Raw genomic sequence first — 12904 nt, 5'->3', positions numbered from 1 at the left:
AGATCGACAAGCGCTTCGTCCAGCATCTGGGCAAGAGCGGCAGTGACCGTAGCGTGGTCCAGGCCATCATCAATCTTGGCAACGCAATGGGTATGACGGTAACTGCCGAAGGTGTCGAGACCGCTGAGCAACTGGCCCTCCTTAGCGATGACCAATGCCATGAAGTGCAAGGTTTCCTGCTCAGCAAACCGCTGGAAAACGAAGCGCTGATAGGGATGATGAGAGAGCAGTTATCATACCCCTGATTCAGGGTCGCTAGCCGGTACTCCAGGGGAGCGCTGGTTTTCCTTGTCATTGCCAAGGCCGGGACTGGAACCCGGACCATCAGGTTTGGGCGGGTCGTCAGGTATCTGAGCCCCTTCGTTCAGTTGAGCATCCCGGGGCATACCCAATCCACTGTTCGCACCGCCAGGATCTGGATGCTCACTGGATACTGAGTTGTTTGCATCCACGTCGTCCATCTGTTCTTCGATGGGTGACTCATCATCTGGCGGCAGTGGTACCTCAACCGCTTTGGTCCCGGGACCGAGGGATGGTTCATCTTCGTTTGCATCAATGTCCATGTCCTTTCTCCGTTCAGAGGCAGATGGTATCTGCACCTAAACGTGAGAAGCGGGCGTGGCTCACGGGTGCCCGCGGCCAGACAAGTGGCATTTGTCCATCCGTTTTGCACCTTCCGTCGCGCTGAGGGCACCCTTCGGTATACGGCAGGCCGAACACTGGGTGAACAACCAGAAACGGAGTTTCACCATGAACGCAGAAAAAACATACGCGCTGCTACTCGCAATGTGCCTGGGTTGCACGGCGCCACTTGCCCTGGCCGCCACCGACCTGAACGATCAACGCGCCCCGGGCACGCAACCGCACAGCAATGGGCACATGAACGGCCAAGGCGGTGCGACAGGCTCAGGAACACCAGCCGATGGCATGGGCACGAGTAATGGCGGTACCCATGACAATGGAACGGACAACACGGGAGGTGACGGTACCGATACTGAAACGGGCTCCGGCGGTAATGGAGGGAACGGTAGCGGTGCAGGTCCGGGGAGTGGTAGCGATGGCTCAACCGGTGGTGGATCAGGCGCAGGATCGGGCAGCTAGGTGGAATGGCCGAATGGCCGTGGATCTCCCGTCCATGGCCCGGCGTTCCGGTTTCACCATTGATCAAGCAACTCACTCAGGAGTCAATGCCATGCCACGCGGTGACAAGGACAAATATACGGACAAGCAGAAACGCAAGGCCGAGCACATTGAGCAATCGTACGAGGACAAGGGCGTGGGCAAGGACGAAGCCGAAGCGCGCGCCTGGGCCACCGTGAACAAACAATCCGGTGGCGGTGAAAAGCCGGGAGGCTCGGGCAGCAAGACGCCGTCGCGTGAGAAGAAGACCGCGCGCACGGATTCAGCCAAGCGCGCCGCCGAGTCTCGTCAGGGGCATTCACGCACCTCGCGCGCGTCGCTGGAATCGCAAAGCAAGGAAAGCCTGATGAAGGAGGCGCGCAGCAAAGATCTCAAAGGGCGTTCCACCATGAACAAGGCTCAATTGGTAGAAGCCCTGCATAAACTGGGTTGACGGGAAACTTTTGGCGCAGTGCAAAGCCCACAGCATTTTTGTGGGTTATCGGTTCACCTTCGAGCCTGTCGGCTTTTACCAGGCTCCAGCTGCCAGACCGCTGCGCATACCGTTGAAACTTTCCCGGCACGTGCCAAGTCCAGACGCCTATCGATAACTGAACGGGAGCAGGCAATGACCGGCACGGTAGGCGACTTTCTGGTGGAGCGTTTGTATCAATGGGGCGTGCGGCGCATCTTCGGTTACCCCGGCGACGGCATCAATGGCGTGTTCGGCGCGCTGAGCCGGGCCAACGGCAAGATTGAATTCATCCAGGCCCGGCATGAGGAAATGGCCGCCTTCATGGCCAGCGCCCATGCCAAGTTCACCGGCGAGCTTGGTGTTTGTATCGCGACCTCCGGCCCGGGCGCCTCGCACTTGCTGACCGGGCTGTACGATGCACGCATGGACCATCAGCCAGTGCTGGCCATAGTCGGTCAACAGGCCCGTGCAGCACTGGGCGGCCACTACCAGCAGGAGTTGGACCTGCTGTCGATGTTCAAGGATGTCGCCGGTGCGTTCGTCCAGCAGGCTTCCACGCCAGAACAGGTGCGCCACCTGCTCGACCGTGCGGTGCGTACGGCCGTCGGCGAACGCCGGGTCACCGCTGTTATTCTGCCCAACGACTTGCAGGACCTGCCCTACAACGAACCCCCGAGGGCTCACGGTACGGTGCACTCAGGCATCGGCTACAGCAAGCCGAGGGTGTTGCCGTTCGACGAAGACCTGCAGCGCGCCGCCGCTGTACTCAACGCCGGGCGCAAAGTGGCGATACTGGTGGGTGCCGGCGCCCTGCAGGCGACTGAGCAGGTAATGGCGGTCGCCGAACAACTCGGCGCTGGCGTGGCCAAAGCGCTGCTGGGCAAGGCTGTGCTACCGGATGACCTGCCGTGGGTCACCGGGTCGATCGGCCTGCTCGGCACCGAACCCAGTTATCAGCTGATGAGCGAATGCGACACCCTGCTAATGATCGGCTCCGGCTTCCCTTATTCCGAGTTTCTGCCCAAGGAAGGCCAGGCACGAGGCGTGCAGATCGACCTGCAACCCGACATGCTCAGCCTGCGCTACCCGATGGAGGTCAACCTGGTCGGCGATGCCAGCGAAACACTGCGCGCACTGTTGCCGTTACTTGAATACAAGACCGAACGGCGGTGGCGCGACAAGGTCCAGACCTGGCGTGCGCAGTGGGACAAGACCGTGGCCAAGCGCGCCCTGGTCAAGGCTGACCCGATCAACCCGCAACGTGTAGTGCATGAGCTGTCCCCTCGCCTGCCCGACCACGCCATCATCACCAGCGATTCCGGCTCCTGTGCCAACTGGTTTGCCCGCGACCTGCAGATTCGCCAGGGGATGCAGTGTTCGCTGTCCGGCGGCCTGGCTTGCATGGGCGCAGCGGTGCCCTACGCGATTGCAGCCAAGTTCGCCCACCCGCAACGGGCTGTGGTTGCCCTGGTGGGCGATGGGGCGATGCAGATGAACAACCTCGCCGAACTGATCACCGTGGCCAAGTACTGGCAACAGTGGGACAACCCACAATGGATTTGTGCTGTGTTCAACAATGAGGACCTCAATCAGGTGACGTGGGAGCAACGGGTCATGGAGGGCGACCCCAAGTTCGAAGCGTCGCAGTCGATCCCTGACGTGCCCTACCATTTGTTCGCCATTTCCATTGGCCTGCAAGGCATCTACGTAGACCGCGAAGAGGATGTTGCCGCTGCATGGGAGCGCGCGTTGGCTGCGGATCGGCCGGTACTAATCGAGTTCAAGACCGACCCGAACGTGCCGCCCCTGCCACCGCACATCAAGCTGGAGCAAGCGAAGAAGTTTGCCAGTGCCTTGCTCAAGGGCGACCCCGACCAGGCGGGCATCATCGTCCAGACAGCCAAGCAGGTGCTCGGCTCGGTACTACCAGGCAAAAAGTGATGGGCACGTCGGCTGACCGGCTGAACGTTTGCTCAGCCGGCCAGGTCGCACAACAAAGACGCAGCGGACTGCGCGAACCCTGACCGTGAGGACCTACCATGAGCGCGATCTCTCCCAATGGGGCTGAAGAACACCCCCTCCGCCTGACCCTCAATGGTCATCCCCGAACACTGCAGGTGCACCCCTGGACCACCTTGCTCGACCTGCTGCGTGAGCAGTTGGACCTGGTCGGCACCAAGAAGGGCTGTGACCATGGCCAGTGCGGGGCCTGCACCGTGCTGCGCGATGGCAAGCGCGTCAATGCTTGCCTGACGTTGGCCATCATGTGCGACGGGGCTGAGTTGGTAACCATCGAAGGGCTGGCCAACGGCGACGTTCTGCACCCCATGCAGCGTGCATTCATCACTCACGATGCGTTCCAGTGCGGTTACTGCACCCCGGGGCAAATCTGCTCTGCGGTCGGGCTGGTTCACGAGGGACGTGCCGACACCCGCGAGGCCATTCGCGAGCACATGAGCGGCAATCTTTGCCGCTGCGGCGCCTACGGCAACATCGTCGCTGCGGTAGAAGAAGCCCTGCCGTTGATGACGGACAGCGCCCAACCACCACGAGGGCAGCACCCATGACGCCCTTCAGCTACCACAAGCCCGCCTCAGTCAGCGAAGCGGTGAACCTGGCTGACGCCTGTTCGCACTTCATCGCCGGGGGTACCAACCTGGTCGACCTGATGAAGGAAAACGTGGTGCGCCCCGAGCGCCTGATCGACATCTCCGGCCTTGGGCTGAACGGCATTCACGTTACCCCTGGCGGCGGCGTATTCATCGGTGCGCGGTTGAGCAATGCCGACCTGGCCTGGCACCCGTTGATCGAGCAGCATTATCCACTGTTGTCAGACGCGATCCTGGCGGGGGCATCGCCGCAGTTGAGGAACATGGCCAGCACCGGTGGCAACTTGCTGCAACGTACCCGCTGCTACTACTTCTACGACACCGGCACCCCCTGCAACAAGCGCGAACCGGGCAGCGGATGCCCTGCGCGTGCAGGCATGAACCGCATCCATGCCATTCTGGGTGCCAGCGATGCCTGTGTCGCGACCCATCCCTCGGACATGTGCGTGGCATTGGCAGCGCTCGAAGCCGTAGTGCACGTACAGGGGCGGTCCGGCGAACGGCAGATACCCTTCGCGGATTTCCATTGCCTGCCCGGTTACACCCCCGAGCGCGACAATCAACTGGCATTCGATGAGCTGGTGACAGGCATCGAGCTGCCGCCCCCGGTGTTCGAACGCCATTACCGTTACCTGAAAATACGCGACCGCGCTTCCTACGCGTTCGCGCTGGTGTCAGTCGCTGCAGCCTTGAACTTCGATGGCGACGTGATCCAGCAGGCGCGCCTGGCGCTGGGCGGCGTTGCCCACAAACCCTGGCGGGACCCGGCTGTGGAGCGCCTGCTGGCCGGCCAGGTGCCTTCTGAAGCGCTCTTCAACCGCGCCGCGCAAACGTTGCTGCAAGGCGCACAACCCCTGAGCCACAACGGTTTCAAGGTAACGCTCGCCCAGCGAGCAATCGTGCGGGCATTGGATGACGCGGCGCGCGGCGCCGCTAACGGGGGGGCACGGCCATGATCACAAGCACACCCGTAGTCGGCACGCCCCTGGACCGCGTGGACGGTGTGGCGAAGGTCACCGGGCAGGCCCGCTATGCGGGCGAATACCCCCAGACGGGCCTGCTGCACGGCAGCGTCGTGTCCAGTACCATCGCCCGCGGTCGGGTTCTCGGCATCGACAGCACGCAGGCCATGCGCGTGCCCGGGGTAATCGCCGTGCTCGACCATGGCCATCGTCCGCCTGTCTCCAGTTATGACGACGACTACAGCGATGCCGACTCTGCCGAGGGGGCGCCTTTTCGGCCCTTGTTCAATGATCGAGTGCTGTACAGCGGGCAACCGTTGGCATTAGTGATCGCCGAAACCCTGGAACTGGCCCGCTATGCAGGCTCGCTGATCAAAATCGACTATGCCGAGGAGGCTCACCAGACAGACCTGGGCGCATGCCAAAAATCGCATGCCGCCCCCGCCGAAACACCGGCGCCGCGTGGCGACTTCGCCGGGCAGTTTGCCGAAGCGCCGGTGCAGGTGGATGCCACGTACCTGACGGCCAACGAGTACCACAACCCGATGGAGCCCCATGCATCGACCGTGCACTACAAGGCCGACGGCACTCTGGAAATCCACGACAAGACCCAAGGCACGCAGAACTGCCAGGACTACCTGCACAAGGTGTTCGGCCTGCCCAAGGCAAACATTCGTGTGCGCGCGGCGTTCGTCGGCGGCGCCTTCGGCTCGGGCTTGCGCCCGCAGTACCAGTTGCCGCTGGCAGTGATGGCGGCGTTGCACCTGAAGCGCTCGGTGCGCGTCACACTGACCCGCCAGCAGATGTTCACCTTTGGCTACCGGCCCCGCACCGAACAATGCATGCGCCTGGGTGCAGACGCAAACGGGCGTTTGCTTGCGATCGCTCATGATGCGCTTGGCCAGACCTCCCGCTTCGAGGACTTCACCGAACACCTGGTCGAATGGAGCGGCATGCTGTACCAGTGCGATAACGTTGCGCTCAGTTACCGCCTGGCCTCGCTTGATGTGTACACCCCGCTGGACATGCTGGCGCCTGGGGCCGCGTCCGGGATGATTGCGCTGGAGTGCGCCATGGATGAGCTCGCCTGTGCTGCGCAGATCGACCCGGTAGAGCTGCGCCGCCGCAATTTTGCCGCCAACAATGCCAACGAGGGCAAGCCCTACTCCAGCAAGGCACTGCTGGCGTGCTACCAGCAAGGTGCCGAACGTTTTGGCTGGCATAACCGCACTCCCCAACCGCGCAGCATGTGCAATGGCAACCAACTGGTCGGCTGGGGGATGGCCGGCGGCGTCTGGGAAGCCATGCAGATGAAGGCCAGTGCCAAGGCGCGCATCAATGCCCAGGGCCACCTGACCGTCAGCAGTGCCACCACCGATATCGGGACCGGCACCTATACCGTCATGACTCAGATCGCCGCCGACGCAGCTGGCGTCAAAGTGCAGGATGTCACCTTCATGCTGGGTGACTCCTCACTGCCCACCGCCCCGCTTCAGGGCGGATCGTTCACGGTGTCGTCGGTGGGCTCGGCCGTGCGCCAAGCCTGCCATGTCCTGCGCACCCAGGTGCTGGAACACGCGCGCAACATATACCCCCAGGTGGCCAACACACCCCGGCAGCAGATCGTTTTCACCGAGGGCTACCTGCACGCGGGCAACCATCGCTGGGCTTTGGCGGACATCGTGGCGAGCGCCCCCAACGGTAAATTCGAAGTGCAGATCGACGCCGAGCCCGGCGCCAGGCGCCAACCGTTCTCCACCGCCACCCATTCGGCGGTATTCGTGGAAGTTCACGTCGACGAGGACCTTGGCACGATCAAGGTAGCCCGGGTGGTCAGCGCTGTGGCGGCAGGCCGTGTGATCAACCCCAAAACCGCACGCAGCCAGATCCTGGGGGGCGTGGTCTGGGGGGTGGGCATGGCGCTGCACGAAGCCGCATTGACCGACCACCGGTTGGGCCGCATCATCAATCACAACCTGGCGGAGTACCACATCCCGGTCAATGCAGACTGCGGGGATATCGAAGTGATCTTCGTTGAAGAGCACGATGACATTGTCAACGAACTGGGGTCCAAGGGCGTAGGCGAAATCGGCGTTGTCGGGGTGGCCGCTGCGGTGGCGAACGCGGTCTACCATGCCACAGGCAAGCGTATAAGGGAGTTTCCGATCACGCTCGATAAAGTGCTGTAATCGGACAGGGGCCGAGTCGCCCACCCGCTTTGGGCTATCGTCGACGCGCCACAACCGCTAAGCCATGGCAGGGTTCTTTATCACGCAATAGGTTGCCCTTGACGACCTTTCGCGCACCCTGTCAGCAGGTACAAAAGTAAAAGGAGCTTCCAGTACTCGCGGGGCATCGGAAGAAAACACAGGCTCTCTGTGTGAACACACGAGGTGCATGATCATGGCGAACGATCAAGACAAGGCGGGTCAGCAAGGCGGCGCCGCGCAAACCAACCCTGGTAGTTTTGCAAACGACCGTGAGAAGGCTTCGGAAACCGGCCAGAAAGGCGGTCAAATGCCCGGAGGGAAATCTGAGGATCAACAAACAGGGCAAGGCAGCGGCGGTAACCTTAAGGAAGATAATCCTCAGCGTGCCGGTGGTGGAACCCAACACGGTGGTCAAGGAGGGCATACCTCTGGCAGCAAATCTGACCGGGAGCAAGGTATGGACGAAGGGTCGCAAGCTATTCAGGACGAAGACAGCGGGATGACGGAAGACAACCGCTAAGTCCACCAGGGCGATGGAGAGCCCTGGTTTCTTCACCGTCCGTAATTCAGATGCAGCAGTTCGCCTTGAACAGTTGGCCGTCAGCCTCTGTGTCTAACGATCAACCTCGAATTACACCCTGTCCTAGGCCACCTGCACCGCTTTGCGCCATTGATCCGTGGCCAGGCGCCTGGCTCTATCAACACCCCAGGCCAGAGCTCGAGTCATGGACTCGCCTGGACGAGAATTGAACGCTTCTTCGTGCAATGCCATTCCACAGCCGGCATACACACCGATGAACATTTGCGTCTGACCGGTGCGCGAGAGCCTGACCTGCACATCAATCGTGGTGCCGTCATCGAGCTCCTCGTCATGGGTACGATGATGAAGCACTGGATCCGCCCATTCCCAAAACACATCACCTCGAACACGCATGCCGCCCTCCTACGACTTTAGTCTTATACGGAAACCTCAACATAGCAAAGCTGGGAGGCAGTTCAATGACGTAGTCGGTAGTCATACAGGTAACAGACAGCCGGTCTGATTTTCGATACAAACTTATTTTCCTGTACAACTTTGCAGCCTTGGTCAGGCGGTCAGAGCAGGCAACCGCGTTGCCAAGAGCCCGGCAGCTGCGGAATTCAGCAATTCAGGGGTAAGCTTTTCGCGAAGCACCCACTTACACGCGACAATTTCATGGTCGGCAACGGGCTTCTCATTTTCGTGGAATCGGGTGGTGAAGATGTGATGCACAACTGACCCCACTCTGATTGAACACAAAGAAAGCAGGCCATGCCCTTCAATGGATGTCTCCTCACGTAGCTCTCTTGCCGCAGCTGCATGAGGGCTCTCACCAGGCTCAATCAAACCACCTGGGAAATTCCATTTGCCGCCTTTTTTCCGAACAAGCAGTACCCTGCCGCTTCGAAGGCAGATTATCGTTGCCCTGGATTTGATTCTGCATTTTCGTTTGTCCCGCATGCACACACTCGTATCATCATTACCCATCAACACCCACCCTCTCGCGACACAGAGTAATGGACTTCTTCCCTGAAGACGTTTCCATGCTGCGACTCGTTCAATCACAGGGGCGTATTAGCCATCGGTTCGCCTCAGATCAGCAGAGCCCGGCATTGCATGAGCAGTTGCATACCCGAATTTTGGGGGCCAATGACCCTAGTGAGCTCAAGTGCAAGTTGCTGGCAAATCGGGGAATCTCGGTAGCCGCCGGTCGGTGGATGGCCCAGACAGGACCAGTCTGCCCGTTCTCAAGCATCGCCATTGAAGCTGTTGTTTTGAACTTTGCATGGCCTGGAAGCTTCCCCTGCATACCCCCACGATTTTTGTGATGCAGGAGCTAGGAGCATGAGAGCACTGACCTACCACGGAGCAAACGACGTCAGGGTCGACAACGTCCCTGATCCCATCATCGAGCGAGAAGACGACATCATCCTCAAGGTGACTGCCACCGCCATTTGCGGCTCCGATTTGCACCTCGACCGAGGCAAAATTCCAGAGCCCGAAGCGGGTGATATCTTTGGCCACGAGTTCATGTACGCGGGCTTCATTCACGGGTTCATGTTCGGCGACGCGTTCGATAAGGGCCTTACCTTCAAGATGGGCCAGACCCATGTCCAGAAATACCTGCCTGAACTGCTGGAACACATCGAAGCAGGCCGTCTACAACCGGAATTGATCGTCACTCACCGCCTCGCCCTCGAAGAAGCAGCCATGGGCTACAAGGTGTTCGATCAGAAGCAGGACAACTGCCGCAAGGTCATCCTCGTGCCAGGCGCTGCACCCGGCACCTTGGGCCCTGACTACGTATAGAGGAGGTGAAGTCATGAACGGTCTTGCCAGCTACTTCTGGATTGCCGTGGCGGCAATCCTCTTGCTCATCGATCTGTGGGCCATCGTCAGCGTCTTCAGAAGCGACAAGTCAGATGCAGTCAAAGCGGCCTGGGCCCTGCTGATCCTCGCGCTGCCGGTAGTCGGCCTGGGAATCTGGGGCGTTGCTGGCCCGCGCGGCATCAAGCGAGGTACAGGGCCCACCTCCGACGAGCACAGCAAAGGCTGACATCTGCCAGCTGCATTTACAGGGGTTTTCAACATGATCGATCAAGCGACAGGCATGAAATCCGGCGAACGCTATCGCGTGCAAAACGTGGAGCGCGCTCATCAGTTTCCAGGCTTCTTCCAGGACGGGAAGTATTATCTCGGCCCTGAACTTCTCACCGCCGTGGGCTGGCTTGAAGGTACACGCTTCATCTATGACAGCCTGGATGCCGCAGGTGAACCCGTTTTTCCAAACCGGGAGGCAGGCACGGTCGAAGGGCTGACATTGACCCTGGTCGATGGCACTTCCCTTGAGCTCTTACGGATCGAGGCCAGCGACACCATTGTCCCAGTTGCCCCCGGTGCATCGGGTACGGAACGAGAAGCGCCTGACAGTGGCGCCTGGATAAATCGCAGTCCCAAGGCCGAAGACTCATCGGGAAACCTCTTTGAGCCTCCGAATGGCAAGAGGGATATCGACGGAGGCTGGAGGAAGTCAAAACACAAAACGCCGCTGCTGATCGGTGCAGCGGCGTTGGGAGTCCTTGTGGGTTTCACACTCACACATTCACGACGCAGAGATGGCTAGAGGCGGTCTGCGTAACGAGGGCAGCGGGCGCGCCTGAGGGGATGCCAGCCATCTTAATCATTGAACCGTTTCTTTCTGCGTGTACTCAACCTCGAGCAAGTGCTTGATTCAATCCGTGATGAGGAACGCCATGAACGCTATCGACTTACTGATCCAGGACCACAAGCTCGTGAAGAAGCTGCTCGAAGAGCTGTCGACCACTACCGAGCGTGCCGTAAAGAAACGGGCCGAGTTACTCCACAGGATCGAGCAGGAGTTGCAGATCCACACCGCGCTCGAGGAAGAAATACTCTACCCGGCCATCAAGCAAGCGGGTGGCAAGGAAGAAGCGAAGATGTACTACGAGGCCAAGGAAGAACACCGCACTGTCGACGCTCTCGTTCTGCCCGACCTCCTGCATACCGAAACCGGCACCGTCGAATTCGCCGGGCGGGTCAAGGTCATGAAAGAGTTGCTGGAGCATCACATCGAGGAAGAGGAAGGCGAACTGTTCCCCACCGCGAAGAAGCTGCTCAGCAAGGACACCCTCGAGGAGCTTGGGCAAGCCATGGAAATGCAGAAAAAGATGCTCAAGGGCGAGCAGCGAGCGGCGTAGTCAAGCGATCACCTGCCAGCGCTCAGCGCGTGGCAGGTGATCGGCTTCAGATACCCCATCATCAGTCGGAAGGTGTCATGGAATACTGGATTGGGTTACTTGAATGGCCTGCGATGTTGATGACTGTGCTGGCAGCGTGGTGCATCGGTTCGCGCCGTCCGGGGCGGAGGAAGGCAGGTTTCTGTTGTTTTATCGCAAGCAACGTGTTGTGGGCCGTCTGGGGCTGGCAAGCTGAAGCCTGGGCATTGATCATCCTGCAATTCTGCCTCTGTGCCATGAACCTGCGAGGCTGGCGAAAAAATACGCAACTGGAAGCGACGGCGTGACCAGCTCATGCCAGGGGCAGGGATACGCGGAAGGTGGTGCCCGATGACGAGTTGGATGCCACGTCGATAGCCCCCCCATGCCGGGCCACGATCTCGCCGACGATGAACAGGCCAAGACCCAGCCCACCGGATGCCTCGTGATGTTCCGACGCCAATCGGGAGTACCTGGCCTGAGGGTTGAATAGATGAGGCACAACATCCGGCGCAATGGGTTTGCCCCAGTTATGTACGCTGAACTCGACTGCCTCAGGGCGTTGGGTCAGTGTTACGGTGATGGGCCTGGCATGATCACCGTGGTGAAACGCATTGGCTATCAGGTTGGAAAACACCTGCCCCATCCGGGTGACGTCAAACTGGCCAAATGCTTGCTGGCCGCCCTTCAGGACAACTGTGATCTCAGGGCGGGAAATGCGAAGCTCGTCCACAAGCGTATGGCACACCTGGGAAAGGTCGACAGGTTCTTTCTGGATGGGTATGCCAGTCCCCAGGTTCGCTTTGGCGAGATCGAGTAGATCAGTCACGATTTGCCTGGATCGTGTCACACTGGCCGCAATCTGGTCTGCAATTTTTCGGTCGCGCTCGTTCAGCTGACCTTTACGGCTCAACATCTCGGCGCCCAGAAGGGCTGCCGTCATCGGCGTTCGTAGATCATGCCCAAGTACACCCAGTACCAGTTTCCGTGTTGTCTCCACCGCGATGCCGTACGAGGTGATGGATTCGCTCAAGGCTTGATCAATGGCCTCGTTGAAACGAACCATATCATCGATAGCATGGGGTTCATCAGCCCTCTGCTGCGCAAACCAAAGACGCAGCGCACGATACTCTGCGACCACTTGATCAAGCGTGAACCCGGCACTCAGCCGGGTAACAGCATGGGCCTGAGCGGCTGTTTCGACCGAGCTCGTTGCCTGCATGCCTCGAGACTTCTCAAACTGCTGGCGGGCTGTCTGTGAGGATGCCATGTCCAGTGCAACGGTTCGCAACATGGCTTCAGCGTGGTTACGCAGGCCTGCAGCATCAAGATCCGGCATAGGGGTCTCGACGGTGCGAGCAAAATCCTCAAAAGCCTCGAGAATGAGCTCGATGTGCTGTGTAATGAACGCATAGAGCCGCACGTCGGGTCCTCGGTGTAATCGCAAGCATCATGGGTGAATGATCAGCATAGACGACGCTGATGACTGAAGATGAACGCGATGAGGTGAAGTGCGTGTAACTTTCCCGATGTGTGCCCAGAGGCCTTTCCAATCCGCCCGTTCCAGCGGGCATCTGCGCTGGCAGCTAGCGCTGCTGGCGACGCCCGCTCAACTGGATCCAGACCGGTGCATGATCACTGGCCTTGGCTTCGTTGCGCACCCAGGCATCCACACCCGCCCGCTTCAGATAAGGGCTGAGACTGGGGTTGAGCAGCAGATGATCAATGCGCAGCCCGGCATTGCGCGCCCAATGATTGCGAAAATAGTCCCAG

Annotated in this window: 15 protein-coding genes and 2 pseudogenes; 12 read left to right on the top strand and 5 right to left on the bottom strand. The window is 59.9% G+C overall.

Features of this window, described 5'->3' with window-relative positions:
- Positions 1–245: EAL domain-containing protein (locus APH30_RS22245; RefSeq protein ID WP_156326604.1), on the top strand; the 245-nt coding region annotated here is incomplete at its 5' end.
- On the opposite strand, the gene APH30_RS28290 is transcribed toward APH30_RS22245, so the two are convergent.
- Positions 234–563 (bottom strand): hypothetical protein, encoded by a 330-nt coding sequence (locus tag APH30_RS28290; RefSeq protein ID WP_080641019.1) that lies wholly within the window; start codon positions 561–563, stop codon positions 234–236. The two genes, APH30_RS22245 and APH30_RS28290, sit on opposite strands and share 12 nt — an antisense overlap.
- Before the next feature lie 629 nt (positions 564–1192).
- On the opposite strand from APH30_RS28290, the gene APH30_RS22240 reads away from it, so the two are divergent.
- The 6 genes from APH30_RS22240 to APH30_RS22215 all read left to right on the top strand — a co-directional run bounded on the left by APH30_RS22240 (position 1193) and on the right by APH30_RS22215 (position 7895).
- A complete protein-coding gene (locus APH30_RS22240) occupies positions 1193–1573 on the top strand; it encodes a hypothetical protein (protein WP_016486350.1) in 381 nt (126 codons plus the stop codon).
- A 174-nt stretch (positions 1574–1747) separates the two neighbouring features.
- Entirely contained in the window at positions 1748–3535 is a 1788-nt protein-coding gene (locus APH30_RS22235; protein ID WP_054888261.1) for a thiamine pyrophosphate-requiring protein, read from the top strand.
- 98 nt (positions 3536–3633) lie between these two features.
- The gene (locus APH30_RS22230) at positions 3634–4161 is read left to right on the top strand and encodes a (2Fe-2S)-binding protein (protein WP_054888260.1); all 528 of its coding nucleotides are present in this window, start codon (positions 3634–3636) and stop codon (positions 4159–4161) included.
- Positions 4158–5159 (top strand): xanthine dehydrogenase family protein subunit M, encoded by a 1002-nt coding sequence (locus APH30_RS22225; RefSeq protein WP_054888259.1) that lies wholly within the window; start codon positions 4158–4160, stop codon positions 5157–5159. The genes APH30_RS22230 and APH30_RS22225 overlap by 4 nt, the downstream gene beginning before the upstream one ends.
- On the top strand, positions 5156–7354 hold the full coding sequence (locus tag APH30_RS22220) for a xanthine dehydrogenase family protein molybdopterin-binding subunit (RefSeq protein WP_054913782.1): 2199 nt from the start codon (positions 5156–5158) through the stop codon (positions 7352–7354). Before APH30_RS22225 ends, APH30_RS22220 begins: the two co-directional genes overlap by 4 nt.
- A 214-nt stretch (positions 7355–7568) precedes the next feature.
- A complete protein-coding gene (locus APH30_RS22215) occupies positions 7569–7895 on the top strand; it encodes a KGG domain-containing protein (RefSeq protein ID WP_024717780.1) in 327 nt (108 codons plus the stop codon).
- A gap of 123 nt (positions 7896–8018) precedes the next feature.
- Here the strand turns inward: APH30_RS22215 and APH30_RS22210 are convergent, their stop codons facing one another.
- Entirely contained in the window at positions 8019–8309 is a 291-nt protein-coding gene (locus APH30_RS22210; RefSeq protein ID WP_016486344.1) for a hypothetical protein, read from the bottom strand.
- Positions 8310–8462: 153 nt separating this feature from the next.
- Positions 8463–8882, bottom strand: coding sequence for an NUDIX domain-containing protein (locus tag APH30_RS28280; protein ID WP_223817393.1), 420 nt, complete (start codon positions 8880–8882; stop codon positions 8463–8465).
- 357 nt (positions 8883–9239) lie between these two features.
- Between APH30_RS28280 and APH30_RS22205 the strand changes: the two genes are divergently transcribed.
- From APH30_RS22205 to APH30_RS28275, 5 genes and pseudogenes are all read left to right on the top strand, one after another.
- Positions 9240–9704: an alcohol dehydrogenase catalytic domain-containing protein gene (locus APH30_RS22205; protein ID WP_016486343.1), complete on the top strand. Its 465-nt coding sequence runs from the start codon at positions 9240–9242 to the stop codon at positions 9702–9704.
- Between the two features lie 13 nt (positions 9705–9717).
- On the top strand, positions 9718–9951 hold the full coding sequence (locus tag APH30_RS22200) for a PLDc N-terminal domain-containing protein (RefSeq protein ID WP_016486342.1): 234 nt from the start codon (positions 9718–9720) through the stop codon (positions 9949–9951).
- Between the two features lie 33 nt (positions 9952–9984).
- Positions 9985–10332, top strand: a pseudogene (locus APH30_RS22195) (short-chain dehydrogenase); the annotation flags it as partial.
- 316 nt (positions 10333–10648) lie between these two features.
- Entirely contained in the window at positions 10649–11113 is a 465-nt protein-coding gene (locus tag APH30_RS22190) for a hemerythrin domain-containing protein (RefSeq protein ID WP_016486340.1), read from the top strand.
- A 77-nt stretch (positions 11114–11190) separates the two neighbouring features.
- Positions 11191–11439, top strand: coding sequence for a hypothetical protein (locus tag APH30_RS28275; protein ID WP_080641017.1), 249 nt, complete (start codon positions 11191–11193; stop codon positions 11437–11439).
- A gap of 5 nt (positions 11440–11444) precedes the next feature.
- On the opposite strand, the gene APH30_RS22185 is transcribed toward APH30_RS28275, so the two are convergent.
- Positions 11445–12554: a sensor histidine kinase KdpD gene (locus tag APH30_RS22185; RefSeq protein WP_054888257.1), complete on the bottom strand. Its 1110-nt coding sequence runs from the start codon at positions 12552–12554 to the stop codon at positions 11445–11447.
- Between the two features lie 163 nt (positions 12555–12717).
- Positions 12718–12904, bottom strand: a pseudogene (locus tag APH30_RS22180) (exodeoxyribonuclease III); the annotation flags it as partial.

Origin of the sequence: Pseudomonas sp. NBRC 111127 (genome assembly GCF_001320345.1) — a bacterium.
GTDB classification, from domain to species: domain Bacteria; phylum Pseudomonadota; class Gammaproteobacteria; order Pseudomonadales; family Pseudomonadaceae; genus Aquipseudomonas; species Aquipseudomonas juntendi.
Note: the sequence above shows the minus strand (reverse complement) of the source record. Positions and strands in the feature narration are given on the sequence as shown.